Source organism: Streptomyces sp. NPDC002580, from assembly GCF_042889485.1.
In the GTDB taxonomy this organism is placed as follows: Bacteria; Actinomycetota; Actinomycetes; order Streptomycetales; family Streptomycetaceae; genus Streptomyces.
On sequence record NZ_JBIAQZ010000016.1, the window covers coordinates 118,709 to 135,610 of the forward strand.

Below are 16,902 nucleotides of genomic sequence, written 5' to 3' on the forward strand. Positions count from 1 at the left end.
TCGCCGGCTGCGGGGTGCAGCCGGCGACCGACAGGCCCAGGAGCAGGGCGGCCGCCGTCCGCCGGGTCAGAACGTTCCGGCGGAGTTGCACTTGGCGCTCTGCACGATGCAGTCCTTCACGCGCTGCCCGAGGGCCGCGGTGTCCCAGGCGTTGAAGAAGTCACCGTGGATGGACGAGGCCATGCCCGACGCCAGGCTGAACCCGTCGGCGCTCCCGCTGGTCGGGTAGCTGATGACGAACGACACCGAGGGGATGGCGACCGGGTAGGCGCCGCTGCACTTGCCGTCGTAGGTGAAGGCGACGTGCGACTTGTGGTCCGGGCTGTCGAGGTGCTTGCCGTCCCAGCAGTCCGGGAAGACCAGCTGGTACACCAGCTTGGCGGTGGGGGCGCACAGCGGCCAGTTGCCGTCGGCGCTGCGGCCGGTCTCGCCGCCGGGTCCGGCGCACCAGAACTGGTTGGGCGAACCGGCCGGAGTGGCCACCTGCAACTTGGCGCTGCCCGCGATCATGCGGAAGCCCTGCGGGAAGGGCACGGTCGCCGTGGGGTCGGGCAGCCTAGACCCGTAGTAGACGATCATTCCGTCGGGTTCGACCGCCTTGCCGCGCTCGTAGAGCGTGGGGATCCAGTACGCCGAGAGGTCCTTGGCGGGTGTGCAGGTCGTGCCCGTGTTGCCCAGCAGGCTCTGGGTGGTGGTGAACGCGTCGGTGCTCTTGTTGCCGAAGAAGCTGTGCATGTGGGACGCGCCGGGCAGGCCGGGGGCGACGATCGGGTCGTCCGGCTTGGAGTGGCTGTAGGTGCAGGTGGCGTTGAACTCGGGGACGCGCACGGCGTTGGCGGGCACCGGCGCCGGGGTCATCGCCCGGAACTGGGTCAGCTGGGCCTGCCACTTGGTCTGGTCGACGTCGACCCAGCCCGGCGCGGGCTCGTCGCCGCCGCTGACGAACGAGAACCAGTTGATGTTGACGAAGTCGCCGGGCGTGGTGCTGCGCAGCACCGCGAACACGGTCTGGGCGCCGGTCGGGTGGGTGGTGACGTCGGCGCTGCGCGTCGCCCAGGTCTGCCAGCCCCCGGTGGGGCCGGTCTGGATCACGGCGAGCAGGGGGCCGGTCAGGGAACCGGTGCGCAGTTCGACGGACCCGCTGCCCGTGGCGGCGGCGATGCGCGCCGACACCGTCAGGTTGCCGGCGGGCCCGAGGTCGACCTGGTCGAAGCGCATCCAGTCGCCGTCGGCGAGGTAGGCGGCGTTCTGCCCGCCGCCCATGTCGGCGGTCGTCTCCAGGGCGACGCCGGACTGCGCCGCGTAGGACTCGGCCTGGACGGTGATGGTGGTGGCCCGCGCTGCGGGGGCGCCGAGGGTGATGCCGAAGGCGGCGGCCAGGACGATCGCCAGGGCACCGACCACCACGGGATAGAGGGGTAAGGGATGTCTGCGCATGTCACTTCCTCATCGGAGGGGGTGGGGCGTGGTGCGGCTGCGGTCCGGCCCGGACCGAGGTGTCCGGGCCGGACCTGACAAGGGGACTGGTGCCGGCTGCGCTACTGGTACACGCGCACGTAGTCGACGAGCAGCCGGGACGGGAACGGCGTCGACGCGTCGGTCGGGCCGGGCCAGTCGCCGCCGACCGCGAGGTTGAGGATCATGTAGTGCGGGTGGTCGAAGATCCAGGGTCCGCGCGTGCGCTCCACCTGGTCCTTGTCCAGGGTGAACACGGTGCGCCCGTCGAGGCTGAAGACGATGCCCTTGCTGTTCCAGTCGGCGGCCCAGGTGTGGAAGTCGTCCGAGAAGTCGGCGCCCGAGGGCAGCCGGTACGGCGAGCCGATCCCGTTGCCACCGTTGTAGGCGGGGGCGTGCACGGTCGAGTAGGCCGTTTCCACGTCCTTGCCGAGGATCTCCATGATGTCGACCTCGCCGTTGTACGGCCACGGACGGCCGGTGAGGAAGTCGGCGCCCATCATCCAGAAGGCGGGCCACAGTCCGTTGCCCTTGGGCACCTTGATGCGGGCTTCGACGCGGCCGTAGGTGAACTGGAATGTGGCGCCGGTGTTCATGCGGGCCGAGGTGTACTGGCAGGTGGTGCTGCCGGTCAGCGGGTCGGGCGGGCAGGCCCGGCCGGGGCTGGCCTCCTTGCGGGCCTCCATGACGAGGTGGCCGCCGCCGTCGAGCGCGGCGTTCTGGTGGTCGGTGTAGTACTGCAGCTCGCCGTTCTGGCCGGTGCCGGGGTCGGCGCGCCACTTCGCCGGGTCGGGCCTGCTGCCGGCCGCCCCGTCGAAGTCGTCGCTCCACACCAGCCGCGGCGGCTGCGCCGGGTCCGGCGGCAGGGGCGGCGCCGGGACGGGGGCGCCTCCGGTGCCGTACACCTGGAACTCCCAGAGGGAGTAGCCGTATTGAGTGCCGCGTTCGGTGCCGTACATGCGGACGTAGCGCCCCGTGCCGGAGACGGCCAGGGTCTGTTTGAAGCCGGTGCCGGACGCGGTCGAGTAGACCGGCGTCCAGTCGGTGCCGTTGGGCGAGACCTGGATCTGGAAGGACTTGGCGTAGGCGGGGTCCCACTGCAGGACGACCTTGGTGATCTGCGCGGTCGCGCCCAGGTCGACGGAGATCCAGCCGGGGTCGGTCCAGCCGGTGGTGGAGCTGGTCGCCCACCGGGAGGCCGGGTCGCGGTCGAAGGCCCGGGCCGGGGTGCACTCCCAGCAGTTGCCGTCGCTCTGCGAGGAGGAGGCCGCGCCGGTCTTCCCGTACGACAGCAGGGTGTCCCCGCCGCCGGGGTCGCCGCCGGTGCCGGCCGTGCCGTACACCTGGAACTCCCAGAGGGAGAAGCCGTATTGAGTGCCGCGCTGGGTGCCGTACACGCGGACGTAGCGACCGGTGGCCGTGAGGGTCAGGTTCTGGGTGCCGCCGGTGCCGTCCGCCGTCTCGTGGACGGTGGACCAGGTCTCGGCGTCGTCCGACACCTGGATGCGGAAGGCCTTGCCGTAGGCGGCCTCCCACTGGAGGGCGACCCGGCTGATCCGGGCCGGGGCCCCGAGGTCGACCCTGATCCACTGCGGGTCGGAGAAGGCGCTGGACCAGCGCGTCGCCGGGTTGCCGTCGACGGCTCCCGGAGCGGTGAACGGGTCCTCGGTGCTCGACGCGACGACGGGCCGGCCCTGCGACAGCAGGGTCTCGGCGGCGTGGGCGCGGGGCGCGGGCAGGCTGACGAGGGTGAGCAGGACGGTCGCGACCAGGGCGGGTAAGCCGAAGCGTCGGAGCAGGGGATGCACGGGCGACTCCTCAGTGGGGGAAGGGTGAGGGAGCGCTCCCTGAGGGGTGAGAATGGGCCGGTGTCGGTGGCCTGTCAAGGCTTTCGGCAACAGGCCCGTAACGCCCCAGACGCACGTGCTGTGTTCCAGGGAACGGTTCCTGAGATCCACTGCGGCGGTGCACGCGACGCCGGCCGACCGGCGCCGGAGACCGGCCGGTTGAGGCGAGGGACCGTCAACCAGGTTCACGGGAGTCCTCGTTGACAGGCGGATCGGGCCGAGGTCATCCTGGGGGAAACGCTCCCTGGACTCGACGACCGGGCACCGGTGATCGGAAGGCGATGAAACGACCCACGCTCACGGTGGTCGCTGCCCGGGCCGGCGTGTCCAAGTCGAGCGTCTCCCGGGTCATCAACGGGGAGACCACCGTCGCGCCGGAGATCCGGGACGTCGTCATGCAGGCGGTGCGGGAACTCGGCTACGTGCCGAACGCCGCCGCCCGCAACCTGGTCACCCGCCGCACGGACGCCGTGGCCGTGGTCGTGTCCGACCCGCCCAAGGGCGTGGTGTCCGACGACCCGCTGTTCTCCACCGTGGTGCGCACCGTCAGCCGGGAGTTGGAGGCCGTCGGCAGACGCGTGGTACTGATCCTCGCCGAGTCCGACGAGAGCCGGGCCCGGGTGGAGCGCTACGTGGCGGGGGGCCACGTGGACGGCGTGATGCTCGTGGCGCTGCACGGCGCCGATCCCCTGCCGGCCGCGCTCGCCCGCATGGGCCTGCCCGTCGCGTCCTTCAACCGCACCGCCGCGACGGACGTCCCGTACGTGGCGCTGGACAACGCGGGCGGTGCGGAGCTGGCCGTACGGCACCTGCTGGAGCGGGGCAGACGCCGGATCGCCACGATCACCGGGCCGCTGGACCTGTACGAGTCCCGCGAACGGCTCGAGGGGTACCGCGCGACCCTGCGGGACACCGGCCGCCGCTCGATCGTCGCGCTGGGCGACTTCACGCGGGTGTCGGGCGCGGAGGCCATGCGGCAGCTCCTGGAGGACGACCCGGACGTCGACGCGGTGTTCGCGGCCAACGACCTCATGGCCATCGGGGCGCTGCGCACCCTGCACCAGGCGGGCCGCCGGGTCCCCGACGACGTGGCCGTGGTCGGGTTCGACGACATCGAGGCCGCCGCCTACACCACTCCCGCGCTCACCTCGGTGCGCAGTTCCATGGCCGACCAGGCCACCGCGACGGTGCGCCTGCTGCTGGCGCTCATCGAGGGCGGCCCCAGGAAGCCGGTGATCATGCCGAACGAGCTCGTGGTCCGCGAGTCCAGCTGAACGCGGGGCCCGGGCCCGTTTCCCCGCGCTTCCCCCGGCCCTGCCCGCACATTGAGTCGGTGCCGGGCCGCAACGCCACCCTGTGGCAGCGAGGGAGCGGGCGTCACACGGATACGGCCCCGGGGTGAGGTCCCGAAGCGGATAGGCGGCCTGTGCCGAAGCGCGCCGAAATCAGGATCGCGTCGCGGGCAGACCACGCCCCAGTCGGTCCTGCAGGCTCGGGGCTGTTCTCCTACGCCGAGGGTGAGGACCTCTACGAGCACGGTGGCAGCCATCCGCCCTTCGAGGAGGACTACGGTCACATCGGTCTTGAGCACATCGGGTGGCGACTGGAGGTGAGGTCGCGTGAGGACTTTCGCGGCATGCCCACCGGAGCGTCCGAGGCCGGCCTCATCGAGCACATCGCCAAGCCCCCGGTGCACCGGGTCAGCGTTCGTCCCGAACAGGTGGGCAGCCACTGGGAGGAGCACGGCACCTGGATGCGTCCGCCGCTTCTGATCGACCGGCGTCTCCTGGCCCTGCCGGACGGGGGTCTTCAGGTTCTGGAGGGCCGAACGCGCGTCGGCGTTCCACGAGGCCGCCTGCGCGAGGGCCTGAAGGTGGCGCCATGCCACCCGGCGTGGGTCGGACGCCCGCGGGACGCCTCCGCCCACTGACCTTTCCGTCGGGCTGTCGGGGATGACATCGCTTGATCCCTGCGGTAGTTCGTGGTCATGAGGTATGCACAGGGCGGTGGCCTCGCTCCGCAGGGCCAGGTGGCGCGAGAACACATACGCATGCTTGCCGGTCGTCACTCGTGAACGACGCCTCGGCGCTCTTCGCGACCGGCATGCCTGAGCAGACTGCAGCACCATCTGCGCGCGCTGCCAGGTCACCACAGTGCCCGTTCCTCTGCGGACTGTCCGCAGTACCGCAGGCCCTCCTCGTCATCGACCTCGCGGGCGCGCACTCGTTCTGCCACCCGCACAGCCTGGCAGCCCGATGCCGCCGGAGCTCAGGTTCAGGAGGAGTCGCTGGAATCGGCCGCGAGCGTACTGCCCACGACTGCTGACCGGTTGACGCCGTCGACTCCCCCACAGCTACCGAAGACACGGTCGTGGCTTGTCCAGCCGTCGACGCGGCCACGGTTGTCACTGAGCTGCAGACAACGACGCCCCACCGGGGCGAGCGATCCAGGATCCGGACCGCAGATCAATCGTGCGATTGCAACGCGTCCACTCAGGCGTCTGCTCAACTGACACACCGTCAAAACGTTGACACGGCGTCCCTTCTTGTCAGCGATGGGGTCGTTCTGTGAGAGTCCCTGCAACCCCACAAATCGCGCACCTCCGCCGACGTCCCCCCAATGCGGCGGGGGTGCGCCCTGTCCAAGGAGCCACCGTGTCCGATGCTGCGCGCTCTCCCTCTGCAGCCCTCTGGCGCGACCGCAAGCGCCCCTACTGGCTGCTGGGGCTCGCCGTACCCACGCTTCCGTTCCAGGCGGGTGGGCTCGCATACCTGACCGGCAGGGATGTCTTCTGGTGGTGGGGGCCGTTCTTCGCCTTCGTGCTGCTTCCCGTGACGGACCACCTCATAGGGGACGACGGCAGCAATCCGCCCGAGGCGGCTTTCGCGCGACTTGACGCGGACCGCTACTACCGCTGGTGCACGTACCTCTACCTGCCGCTCCAGTACGGCGCGCTGGCGTGGGCTTGCACGCGCTGGGCTGACACCGACCTCGGTGTCGTCGCCGCCCTGGGCCTGATGGCCTCGACCGGAGTCGTTGCCGGAGTCGCCATCAACACCGCACACGAGCTAGGACACAAGCGCGAACAGGTGGAACGCCGCCTCAGTCGTCTCGCCCTGGCGCAGAGCTGCTACGGCCACTTCTACGTTGAGCACAATCACGGTCACCACATCCGTGTCGCCACTCCTGAGGACCCGGCGAGCTCCCGCATGGGTGAAAGCTTCTGGGGGTTCCTGCCCCGTGCTGTGGCGGGATCGCTGGTCTCCGCCTGGCGGCTTGAGGCCAGGCGGCTTCAGCGGCGCGGGAGGCGGCTCATCGGCCCGCACAACGAGGTGCTGACAGCCTGGCTCATCTCGGTCACCCTCTTTGCCGGCCTCGTAGCGGCCTTCGGCCTCGGCGTGCTGCCCTATCTGGTCGGTCAGGCAGTGCTCGGGTTCTGCCTTCTGGAGAGCGTCAACTATCTCGAGCACTACGGCCTGTTGCGCGAGCGCCGGCCCGACGGACGCTTCGTCCGTGTGGCTTCACGGCACAGCTGGAACAGCGACCACACCGTCAGCAATCTCTTCCTGTTCCAGTTGCAACGTCACTCCGATCACCACGCCAATCCGCTTCGCCGGTACCAAACGCTCCGTCACTTCGACGATGCCCCCCGGCTGCCGTCCGGGTACGCCACGATGATCGTGCTCGCGTGGTTCCCGCCCCTGTGGCGCCGGGTCATGGACCCGAGGCTTCTTGCGCACTATGACGGGGACCTGGCGCGCGTCAACATCGCTTCCGCTGCTCGCACGCGCCTGCTGCGTCGCTGTCCGGCGACGGGGCCCGACACAGCGAGCAAGGCTTGAGCTTGTCCTTTATGGTGTGGGGCGATCACGTGCGGTGATGCTGTCGGGACGTTTGACGGTTTTTCCCACGTCGTAGCGTGGTACTTGTCGCCAGTTCTTGGTGCCGGGGCGCCGTCCGGGCCTGGCCGGTTGGGTTTGGGCGCACGAGTCGGGCAGGGCCGGGCGGAGCGTCGTAGCCGGCGTCGAAGACGACCAGGATGTCGCGGTCTCCTGCTCTCCAGCGGCCCCTGTCGATGAGGTCGGTGACCACGCGGCGGACCTGGCCGGCGGTGGTTTCGGCGACATCGTCGGCCGGCCCGAGCCGGACTGCCTCCAGCAGCTGGCACCACGAGGTGCGGCCCGACCCCAGTACGGCGACGAACGAGTAGGGCCGGCCGGGCCCAAACTGCCCCACCTCGCGCTGACCGCCGCCCGGCCCCACGGCGCTGTTCCTGTCCGACGGCGGTCGGCCGCGGTGCCGCGAGTGACCGCTACCTGCCCGCAGTACCTCCGCGGCGTGCGGCAACCGGAATGCCTAAAAGAACAAGCTCAGTTTCGCGTGAGGTTGCAGGCGTACGAAGTCGTCCCTGAACCGCTGTATGCCTCGACATCGAGGTAGTAAGTGCCGGCCCCCGAGGCAGTCCGGGTGAAAGCAAGAGACTCGTCCGCATCGGCTCCAGCATTGACCGAGCGCTTCAGAGTGCTGCCCGCGGAGTCGAGGAGATACAGATCCGCGTCGTAGGCGGAGGGTATGGCGCACTGGGCGGTTGCGGTCTGGCCGGAGGTGAGTGTGATCTTGTAGTAGTCCCTGTCGGACGATGACTTCATGCTGCCGGTGAGGGTGGCGGAGGATGCGAGGGTGGTGGCGTCGTTCGCCGTGCTGCGGGAGTCGTTGGGTTCACTCTCGTTCAGCGCTGCCGGGCCGCCCTGCGTTCCGCAGTTCGTTTCGGGGGTGCCGCTGTAGAGATTGGTGTCGGCGACGCCGTTGGTGACGCTGCGCCGGTAGTAGCCGCAGGTGGGTCGGCTCTTGAAGTCGAAGGTCGTGCCAGGGCCGAGACGCCAGATCTTGTAGTTGGAGAAGGTCAGCGGTTTCCCTGCGACCGCCCGTTCCGGCGTGTGATCGCCCAGAACGACGTAGGCGTCCTTGCCGTATTGGGTGGCCAGTCCGTTCCTGTCGATGAATAGAGAGCCTCCTCCTTCCTCAACGCCGACTCCCCAGGCGGCACCGCCGGTGGTCAGATCGTCCTTGAGCGCCCGAGCGACGAAAGCCATGGTGCGGCCCATGCGGTCGCGGGTGACGAAGTGCGAGTCATTGACGACGTTGGCGTAGTTGGGCCAGGTGAACATGCCGGTGGTGAAGGTGATGTAGGGGTCGTAGGGGTCGGCGAGCGCTTCGGAGCTTGTCACGCTGCCCTGGCAGGCGTTGTAAACGATGGAACTGTTGAGGTGATGGCCCGCGCTCCCGCCTCCGGATCCGCCCCCCTTGGCCACCACGGATTCCACTGAGGCTTCGAGTGCGGTGCCCTTCCACGCGCTGTAGCGGCATTGGTCGCCGCCGGCGAAGTAGACGAACTCGGCGTTGCGGATGTCAGCGTTGACCTGGCTGTCGTTGCCGTCTGAGGTTGCCGTCAGGGTCCATGAGGTACAGGAGTTGACCCCCGGCAGTGTCATGACGATGTCGCATTCGGGGGTCGCGCTTCCGGAGACGGGCGCTGATCCGGCGAGGACCACCACGTCGAGGGAACCGCTGTTGCTGCGGATGTCGTTGATGGCTCGAGTCATCGAGGAGGGGACAACGGCGCCATCGCCGTTCATGGTGAAGGCGGGACCGCTCCAGTCGGCACGGTCGACGTCGCCGGCATTGCCGAGGCGGATGCGGTTGGCCGCTGCTTGGGCGGGCTGGGTGACGGTGAGCGCGCCGGCGAGTGTGAGCAGCGCGATCGCGGTTGGCGCTACCGATCTACGCAAGAAGCGAACTGTCATGAGTCCTCCTGGACGGGTGAGGCACGTGGCACGTGCCCTGGAGGGGGGACGGGCACGGCAGCGCTCGGCGGGATGGACGACGCGTCGACTGCGATCCGTGTAGTAGCGGAACTTACAAGTGATCCGCAAATTCATCTAGATGTAAGGCCCTGTGTTCCGGCATCCGAGGTCCGAGCCCACAAACTTGCCGCATATGACCCTTCTTAGGCGATCCACCCATCCCCCGGATCGCGTCACGCGAACGTAACGTGCGATACATCTAGCCAAATCTTGGATCGATCTGTAACTTCCAGCTGTGCGCCTGACGGCGCGATTCCGTCAGCATGGCTCCCTCGAGAGGTTCGACCGCGATGAACACTCGTCTCACCCGCTGCATAACAGCCGCCGCCGCTACCACGGCACTCACGGCACTCTCCGCCTGCGGAGACGGAAAGGACGCCGCACCTGCCGCGACCGAGAAGGTGAGCGTCGCCGGGGTGACGATCAAGAAGAACGACGTGTTGCACGACGCGCTGCCTGACGCGATCAAGAAGGCCGGCACGGTCAAGGTCGCGACCGATGTGCCCTACCCACCGTTCGAGATGTACGTGAAGGAGGGAGGCAGCGAACTGACCGGCCTGGACTACGACCTCGGCCAGGCGTTGGGGGCGAAGCTGGGCGTGCGGTTCGTTTTCACCCCGCAGAAGTTCGACGGGATCGTTCCGGCCATCCAGGCGGGCAAGTTCGACGCGGCGATGTCGGCGATCACGGACAAGAAGGAGCGGCAGAAGGTCGTCGACTTCGTCGACTACTCGCAGTCCGGCTCGGGGATCCTGGTCGTCGACGGCAATCCCGACAAGATCGGCGTTCTGGACGACTTGTGCGGGCGGAAGGTCGCGGTGCAGGCGGCAACCAACCAGCTCGAACTGCTCAAGTCCCACAAGACGGAGTGCGAGAAGGCGGGCAAGGAGCCGATCGACATCCAGTCCTTCCCCAAGGACTCCGATGCCCAGCTGGCGCTGCGCTCAGGCAAGGTGGTCGCCCAGGTGCTGACAAAGCCCGCGGCAGGCTGGACGGCCAAGAAGGCAGACGCCGGCAAGACGTTCGACCTCGTGGACGACCCTGCGGCCCCTGGGGGCTACAACGCATCGCCCAACGGCATAGCCGTCTCCAAGCAGCTGCCCCGGCTCACCGATGCGATCCAGAAGGCCCTGCAGTCCCTGATCGAGGACGGAACCCTCAAGGCGATCTACGACAAGTACGGCGTGGCGTCGATAGCGGTCAAGGAAGCCACCAAGAACGCGGCGGTGGACTAAGCATGATCGGCACCAAAGCCCTCGTCGGCGCCGACCGCGCCCAGGAGCCCATCGCACAGGACCTTGTAGTCGTCCCTGTCCGCAACTACGGCCGGTGGGTGGCCGCCGCGATCTCGCTCCTCGCTCTGGTCGGTCTCATCGGCTCACTCGCCAAGAACCGCAATCTCCACTGGGACATCGTCGGCGACTACCTCTTTGCTCCCCTGATCTTCGACGGTCTGGGCACCACGCTGTGGCTCACCGCCGCGGCGATGGCCATCGGTCTGAGCATCGGGACGCTGATTGCCGTCATGCGGCTGTCCACGAGTCCCGTCCTCTACGGCCTGGCAACCTTCTTCGTCTGGATCTTCCGCGGTACCCCCCTGCTCGTACAGATCATCTTCTGGGGCTACGCGGCCGCCTTGTACAAGTACATCAAGATCGGTGTCCCGTTCACGGACATCACCTTCCTCCAGACCGAAACGAACACGCTCCTCACTCCAGCGATTGCCGCCCTGCTCGCTCTCGGTCTGAATGAGGCCGCCTATGCTTCCGAGATCGTGCGGGCGGGCATCCAGTCCGTCGACCCGGGGCAAGTAGAGGCAGCCCACTCCCTCGGTATGCGACCTGCATTGACCATGCGCCGCATCGTGCTGCCGCAGGCCATGCGCGTCATCGTCCCGCCCTTGGGCAACGAGACGATCAACATGCTCAAGATGACCGCGCTCGTCTCAGTGATCTCCGCACACGACCTCATGTCGAACATCCAGGACGTGTACGCGCAGAACTACCAGGTCATCCCCATGCTCGTTGTCGCCAGCCTCTGGTACCTGGCCCTGGTGACGCTGCTGAGCATTCCTCAGGCATGGCTGGAACACCGCTACGGCCGGGGCACCACCCGTGCGGGACACGTCTCTCCCCTGAACAGGATGCTCGGCGGGGCTGTCGGCGTGTGGCGCAAGAAGGACAAGGAGGCGGGCCGATGAGCGCCCCCATGGTGCACGCCGAAGGCGTGCACAAACGCTTTGGGAACCTGGAGGTTCTCAAGGGCATCGATCTGACGGTCGGACGTGGGCAGGTGTGCTGCCTTCTGGGCCCCTCGGGCTCGGGCAAGTCCACCTTCCTGCGGTGCATCAACCACCTGGAGAAGCTGGACAGCGGAAAGCTGACCGTCGACGGAGAACTCGTCGGCTACCGCCAGCAGGGCACCAAGCTGCACGAGCTGCGCGAACGGGAAGTTGCCGAGCGGCGCCGCAACATCGGGATGGTCTTCCAACGCTTCAACCTCTTCCCGCACATGACTGCCCTGGAGAACGTGAGCGAGGCACCCCTGAAGGTCGCCAAGACCCCCAAGGGAGAAGCACGGGAACAGGCGCAGCACCTGCTGGAAAAGGTCGGCCTCGGCGACAAGGCCGGCGCCTACCCGGCGCAGCTCTCCGGCGGCCAGCAGCAGCGCGTAGCCATCGCGCGAGCCCTGGCGATGAAGCCACAACTGATGCTCTTCGACGAGCCGACCTCCGCCCTTGACCCCGAACTCGTGGGCGACGTCCTGGACGTGATGCGAAACCTGGCGGCCGACGGAATGACCATGGTCGTCGTCACTCACGAGATCGGTTTCGCCCGGGAAGTCGGCGACACGGCCGTCTTCATGGACAACGGCGTCGTAGTCGAGTCCGGTGATCCCCGCACCGTGCTCGTCGCTCCGGAGCAGGAGCGTACGCGCGCGTTCTTGTCCAAGGTCCTGTGAACACTTCGACCAGTCAGCAGCCGCATACAGGCAACCTGCTGTCGTCCGCCCGTGCCCGCCAACCGCGCTATCTGTCTGATCTTGCCGAGCTGGTGGCCATCGATTCCGGCTCCTACAGCCCCCACGGCGTCAACAAGGTCGCCGACTGGGTTGCGTCACGCCTCGCCGAACTCGGGTTTGCCGTCGAGCGCATCCAACTACCCGACGCTCAAGGACATGCCGTGGGCGACACATTGGTGGCCCGGAAGCCGGGTCGACTGACCGAAGGCGCTGGGGGACGCAGGATCCTGCTGGCCGCCCACATGGACACGGTTTTCGACTACGGCACGGCAGCCGAACGGCCGTTCCGCATCGAGGGACGCCTCGCCCTCGGACCTGGTGTGAGTGACGACAAAGGCGGCCTTCTGGCCGGTCTGACCGCCCTCGAAGTGCTGAAGGAGCATGAAGTCGACGGGTACGCCGAAATCGTCTTCCTCGCCACCCCGGACGAGGAGATCGGATCCTTGTCGAGCCGCAAGATCTCCGAGGAGGCGGCCCGCGGCATGCACTACGGACTCGGCCTGGAATGCGCGCGAGAGAACGGGGACCTGGTCATCGCCCGAAAGGGCGTAGCGGACTTCCGGCTGACCGTCGTCGGCCGGGCCGCGCACGCGGGCATCGAACCCGAACGGGGCGCCAACGCCGCCCTCGCGGCCGCTCACCTCGTTGTGGCGATCCAAGCCCTCAACGGCCGCTGGGACGACGTCACCGTCAACGTCGGCGTCATCAGAGCGGGCAGCCGCGCCAATATCATCTGCCCGGAAGCCGAACTCCGCATAGAGGTCCGTGCCGCCACAGCCGCGGATGTACTTCGCGTCAAGGCAGCTCTCCAAGAGCTCCTGGACCACCCCGGCGTACCCGGAACCACTGCCACGATCGAGCAGCTCGACCTGTGCCCGCCCATGGAAGACACTGCGGCCTCGCGCCGCATGCTCACAACCGCGCAGACAGCAGCCAAAACCCTCGGCTTCACCCTTGACGCATGCGCGACCGGCGGAGTCGGTGACGCGAATCTACTCGCCGGCACAGGCCTTCCGGTCCTCGATGGCCTGGGGCCCATCGGTGGAGCAGACCACACACCGCAGGAGTGGCTCGACATCGAGAGTGTCCCCCAGCGCGTCGCCCTGCTGGCTGCCCTCATCGCCGCGCTGGGAGACAGCACCCACCGTTCCTGACTTGAGCGGTCGGAACAGACAACCCACAGCACGCCCGTTCCCGGACTCTCCCGCATCAAGTGGAGGCATCATGCGTGTTCTCTCCGGACCTGGCCGCCGCGCCGTTCTCGCCGGCGCCACGGCCGTCGTCCTCTCCCTCACCACAGCACCCGCCGCGCAGGCGACCCACCACGAACCCGAGACTCGGCGCGGATCCCTCGTTCTGGTGGGAGGCGGACTCAAGGATGACAACGCCCAGGTGTACGGCGAGATCATCCGCCGCGCCGGCGGAGCGAAAGCCCGGATCGGTGTCATCACCGCCGCATCCGTCCCTGAAAGCCAGGACCCCGATGCCGGCGACCCGGACAAGTGCAGCAACTCGGCCTGCAACGGCGCCTACTACGCGTCCCTGTTCAAACGGTACGGTGCCGCGGACGCCCAATGGATTCCTGTCGACCTCGATCACATCACCAACGCCGACTCGGACGCCGTCGCAGCCCAGGTAGATTCCATGACCGGATTCTTCTTCGGAGGCGGCGACCAGGCTCGCTATCTCACCACCCTGCTCCACGCAGACGCACACACCGACTCGAAGGTCCTGGCCGCCATCCGCCGTAAGCTCACCCGAGGCGCAGTCGTCTCAGGATCATCCGCGGGCGCCCAGATAGCCTCCGGCCCCGACATGGTCAGCGGCGGGGACTCCTATCAGTCCCTGCGCGACGGAAGCGCGCCAGGATACTTCGACGACCCCACCCGCCTGGGCTACTTCCCCGCCGGAGGATTCGGATTCCTGCGATCCGGTCTCATCGACACCCACACCGGAACCTACGGGCGCGAAGGCCGAGCCTTGCGGCTCGCAGCCGACACAGAGCACAACCGCGTCTACGCTCTGGATGAGAACACAGCACTGATCGTCGACTCCCCCGGCACCCGACACGAGGCCCTCAGCGTGGCAGGCCCGGGTGGCATCAGCATCCTGGATCTGCGCAAAGCCCGAACCCGCACCACACCGGCCGGATGGAGCATCAGCAACGCCCGCTACTCCTACCTCGCCAATGGCGACCGCTATGACCCCAGGCACTGGCTCGCATCGCCCGGCCACGACAAGCGGCCGCTGATCCCGGACACCAGCAGCTCCGTGCCCGCCAACACCGACGTCTTCTGCTCCGCGGCCAACACGGAAGGAACTCCCTACTCCTTCCGCGCCACCGCCCGTGCGCTCGCCTCCACTCGCGGCCAGCATTCCGCGACAGCTACCACCTACGAGACCGGTCCACGCTTCACCGTCACGTTCACCACCGAGCCCGGCTTCAGCGCCTGGACCAACGACGCGACCACGGCTCAGACCCTCATCGGCATGCAGATCGCTGTGGCACCACAGCAGGAAGCACCCTGACCGTCACCGTCGAAAAGGGCCGTCCGACAACGCTGATCGGTCGGCCCCGTACCTGCCGCGCACTAGGCTTGGAAACTGCGCAGAGCACCACGGGAAAGGACCCCGACATGGCTTCCGGTACCCTCGCCGACGACATCCGCCTCAAACTGGGCATCCTCAGCCCGGCCGAACGGAAAGTCGCCCGCGTGCTGCTGGCTGCCTACCCTTCCAGCGGTTTCGAGACCATCGCCACGCTCGCCGAGCGCGCAGCGGTCAGCTCACCCACCGTATTGCGTTTCGTCAACCGCCTCGGCTACAGCGGATTCCCCGACTTCCAGGCGGCATTGCGCGCGGAACTCGACGACCGCAACGCCTCACCGCTGTCTCTGTACGAAGCAACCGACGACGCCGGTGCCACCGACACCGCTGCGGGCCTCATGGCCCGCAGCAGCAAGCTGTTCACCAGCGCCGTGGGCCAGACGTTGGCAGAAACCCCGCCGCACGACCTCGAGCGGGCCATCACCCTGCTGTCCGACCGCAAACGGCGTATCACTTTGACCGGAGGCCGCTTCACCAACCTCCTGGCCCAGTACCTCGGCCTGCATCTCATGCAACTCCGTGACGACGTCCGCTTCTTGCCCGACCGAGACGTTGAGCGGACCGCCGTACTCGCCGGCCTCACCCGCCGTGACGTACTGGTGATCTTCGACTACCGGCGCTACGAAAACGACAAGCCAGCCTTCGCTCAGCTCACACGAGAGAGTGGCGGCAAGGTCATCGTTTTTACCGACACATGGCTCTCACCCGCCGCCGCACACGCCGAAGTGGTCCTGCCCAGCCAAGTCAACGCTCCCTCGCCATACGACAGCCTTGTGCCCACGCTCGCAGTTGTGGAGACCGTCGTCGCCGGCCTCATTCCCGCGCTGGGAAGCGGGGCTCACGACCACATGAAGCACAGCGAAGACACTGCTCGCCGCATCGGCCTGATGTGAACCCGTCGCCTTCGACTGCCAAAGATTCGTCGGTCCAGTGGGTGATGTCGAAGTATTCGTCCTCGGCCTCACGCCCGGTCTGAACTGCATGACGAGCTGCCCCTGAGAGCCATCCGCTCTCTGTCGGGGGCGAGCGGTTGGCGAGAGGTCCAGGCTCTGCGCCCTCCCTTTGACGCCCCGGAAGCGGTTCCGGATGTCTCACCGGCTATGCGTCGGTGACGTCCCGGGGCGTCACCGGACGGAGGGAGTCGACGTCCTCCATGAAACTCAGCATCCGGGCGTTGACGAGGTCGGGGTGGTCGATCTGCGGCCCGTGTCCGGTAGCGGCGACGATCTCGGCGCGGGCGCCGGGAATCACCCGAGGAACGCGTTCGAGCTGACGCTTCGGGTGCACCAGCAGGCTGCGCTTACCCATGATCAGGTAGAAGGGCCGCCGGACGGAGCCCAGCTCGGCGTCGGACAGCGGCAGTGGCGCGGGGCGGCGTATCCGGAAGGCCTTCACGCCGGCGTGGATCCAGGCACGCAGATCCGGCTCGGATACGACCGGTTGCTCCAGCCACTTGGCCAGAGCCGGGCGCAGCCTCTTAGGAGCGGAGGTGGCGAAGAGACTGGCGAAGATCCAGACGAAGAAGCGGAGCCCCACCTTCTCCAGCCCGCCCGGGTCGAGGGCAGTCACCGAGACGAGCCGCTCGGGCCGGCGGTGGACCTGGTTGATGACGAGCCAGCCGCCGTAGGAGGAGCCGACGAGGTGGACCTTGTCGAGGCCGAGGGCGCCGAGTGCCTCGTCCATCCACTGGGCGGCCCGCTCGGGTTGCCACATCGGCTCGCGGTGGATGCTGCGGCCCGGGTCGCCGGGGGTGTCAAGAGCGTAGACGGGGCGGTCGGCGCTGAGCGCGGCCGTGTTGGGGTACCACATGGCGGAGCAGCCGCCCGAGCCGTGGATCAGGACGACCGGCGTACGGGACTCGGCCGCCGGGTCCGCGGGGCCATGCCGGTAGACGTGAGTCGTTCCGAAGCTCGTCTCGACGTCGATCTCGGAGCGGATCGGTGCGCCCTTCGCGTAGAGCACGTCGCAGGCGGCGAAGTAGCGGTCGCGCAGCTGGTCGTTGACGTAGCGGCCTAGGCCGTTTCGTTTGGATCATCGGATCGTTGGTCCGGATGTGTCGTTAACTGACGCGCAGTGGGCGCGGATCGAGCCGTTGCTCCCGGACCGGA

At 67.9% G+C, this 16,902-nt stretch carries 13 protein-coding genes and 2 pseudogenes; 9 read left to right on the forward strand and 6 right to left on the reverse strand.

All coding sequences use genetic code 11. The annotated features are described in order from the left end of the window. Window positions 1–66: 66 nt before the first annotated feature. Window positions 67–1,437, reverse strand: a complete 1,371-nt coding sequence (locus tag ACFYW7_RS35695) for a DUF1996 domain-containing protein (protein WP_389510210.1) — start codon at window positions 1,435–1,437, stop codon at window positions 67–69. A 101-nt stretch (window positions 1,438–1,538) separates the two neighbouring features. Then, on the reverse strand, window positions 1,539–3,263 hold the full coding sequence (locus ACFYW7_RS35700) for a discoidin domain-containing protein (protein WP_389510212.1): 1,725 nt from the start codon (window positions 3,261–3,263) through the stop codon (window positions 1,539–1,541). A 320-nt stretch (window positions 3,264–3,583) separates the two neighbouring features. Between ACFYW7_RS35700 and ACFYW7_RS35705 the strand changes: the two genes are divergently transcribed. Together ACFYW7_RS35705 and ACFYW7_RS35710 are read left to right on the forward strand one after the other, a co-directional pair. Next, the gene (locus ACFYW7_RS35705) at window positions 3,584–4,576 is read left to right on the forward strand and encodes a LacI family DNA-binding transcriptional regulator (protein WP_389159359.1); all 993 of its coding nucleotides are present in this window, start codon (window positions 3,584–3,586) and stop codon (window positions 4,574–4,576) included. A 152-nt stretch (window positions 4,577–4,728) separates the two neighbouring features. Next, window positions 4,729–5,232, forward strand: coding sequence for a hypothetical protein (locus tag ACFYW7_RS35710; protein ID WP_389510215.1), 504 nt, complete (start codon window positions 4,729–4,731; stop codon window positions 5,230–5,232). A gap of 127 nt (window positions 5,233–5,359) precedes the next feature. Here the strand turns inward: ACFYW7_RS35710 and ACFYW7_RS35715 are convergent. Next, window positions 5,360–5,537, reverse strand: a pseudogene (locus tag ACFYW7_RS35715) (IS630 family transposase); the annotation flags it as partial. Between the two features lie 419 nt (window positions 5,538–5,956). Between ACFYW7_RS35715 and ACFYW7_RS35720 the strand changes: the two are divergent. Beyond that, window positions 5,957–7,144: an alkane 1-monooxygenase gene (locus tag ACFYW7_RS35720; protein ID WP_389510218.1), complete on the forward strand. Its 1,188-nt coding sequence runs from the start codon at window positions 5,957–5,959 to the stop codon at window positions 7,142–7,144. 163 nt (window positions 7,145–7,307) lie between these two features. Here ACFYW7_RS35720 and ACFYW7_RS35725 read toward each other — a convergent pair. Continuing rightward, a pseudogene (locus tag ACFYW7_RS35725) lies at window positions 7,308–7,538 on the reverse strand (transposase); the annotation flags it as partial. A 134-nt stretch (window positions 7,539–7,672) separates the two neighbouring features. Beyond that, window positions 7,673–9,106: a pre-peptidase C-terminal domain-containing protein gene (locus tag ACFYW7_RS35730; RefSeq protein ID WP_389510220.1), complete on the reverse strand. Its 1,434-nt coding sequence runs from the start codon at window positions 9,104–9,106 to the stop codon at window positions 7,673–7,675. Between the two features lie 350 nt (window positions 9,107–9,456). On the opposite strand from ACFYW7_RS35730, the gene ACFYW7_RS35735 reads away from it, so the two are divergent. The 6 genes from ACFYW7_RS35735 (at window position 9,457) to ACFYW7_RS35760 (ending at window position 15,687) form a co-directional block, all read left to right on the forward strand. Continuing rightward, complete coding sequence (locus tag ACFYW7_RS35735) at window positions 9,457–10,401, forward strand: ABC transporter substrate-binding protein (RefSeq protein WP_389510222.1); 945 nt, start codon at window positions 9,457–9,459, stop codon at window positions 10,399–10,401. Window positions 10,402–10,403: 2 nt separating this feature from the next. Continuing rightward, a complete protein-coding gene (locus tag ACFYW7_RS35740) occupies window positions 10,404–11,366 on the forward strand; it encodes an amino acid ABC transporter permease (RefSeq protein ID WP_389510224.1) in 963 nt (320 codons plus the stop codon). Continuing rightward, window positions 11,363–12,127 carry an amino acid ABC transporter ATP-binding protein gene (locus ACFYW7_RS35745; protein WP_389510226.1) on the forward strand — a complete coding sequence of 255 codons (765 nt, stop codon included), beginning with the start codon at window positions 11,363–11,365 and terminating at the stop codon, window positions 12,125–12,127. Before ACFYW7_RS35740 ends, ACFYW7_RS35745 begins: the two co-directional genes overlap by 4 nt. Then, window positions 12,124–13,341 (forward strand): M20 family metallopeptidase, encoded by a 1,218-nt coding sequence (locus ACFYW7_RS35750; protein WP_389510228.1) that lies wholly within the window; start codon window positions 12,124–12,126, stop codon window positions 13,339–13,341. Before ACFYW7_RS35745 ends, ACFYW7_RS35750 begins: the two co-directional genes overlap by 4 nt. A gap of 70 nt (window positions 13,342–13,411) precedes the next feature. Then, window positions 13,412–14,716 (forward strand): cyanophycinase, encoded by a 1,305-nt coding sequence (locus ACFYW7_RS35755; protein ID WP_389510230.1) that lies wholly within the window; start codon window positions 13,412–13,414, stop codon window positions 14,714–14,716. A gap of 107 nt (window positions 14,717–14,823) precedes the next feature. Beyond that, window positions 14,824–15,687, forward strand: coding sequence for a MurR/RpiR family transcriptional regulator (locus ACFYW7_RS35760; RefSeq protein ID WP_389510232.1), 864 nt, complete (start codon window positions 14,824–14,826; stop codon window positions 15,685–15,687). Window positions 15,688–15,892: 205 nt separating this feature from the next. Here the strand turns inward: ACFYW7_RS35760 and ACFYW7_RS35765 are convergent, their stop codons facing one another. Then, window positions 15,893–16,786, reverse strand: coding sequence for an alpha/beta fold hydrolase (locus ACFYW7_RS35765; protein WP_389510240.1), 894 nt, complete (start codon window positions 16,784–16,786; stop codon window positions 15,893–15,895). Window positions 16,787–16,902 lie beyond the last annotated feature (116 nt).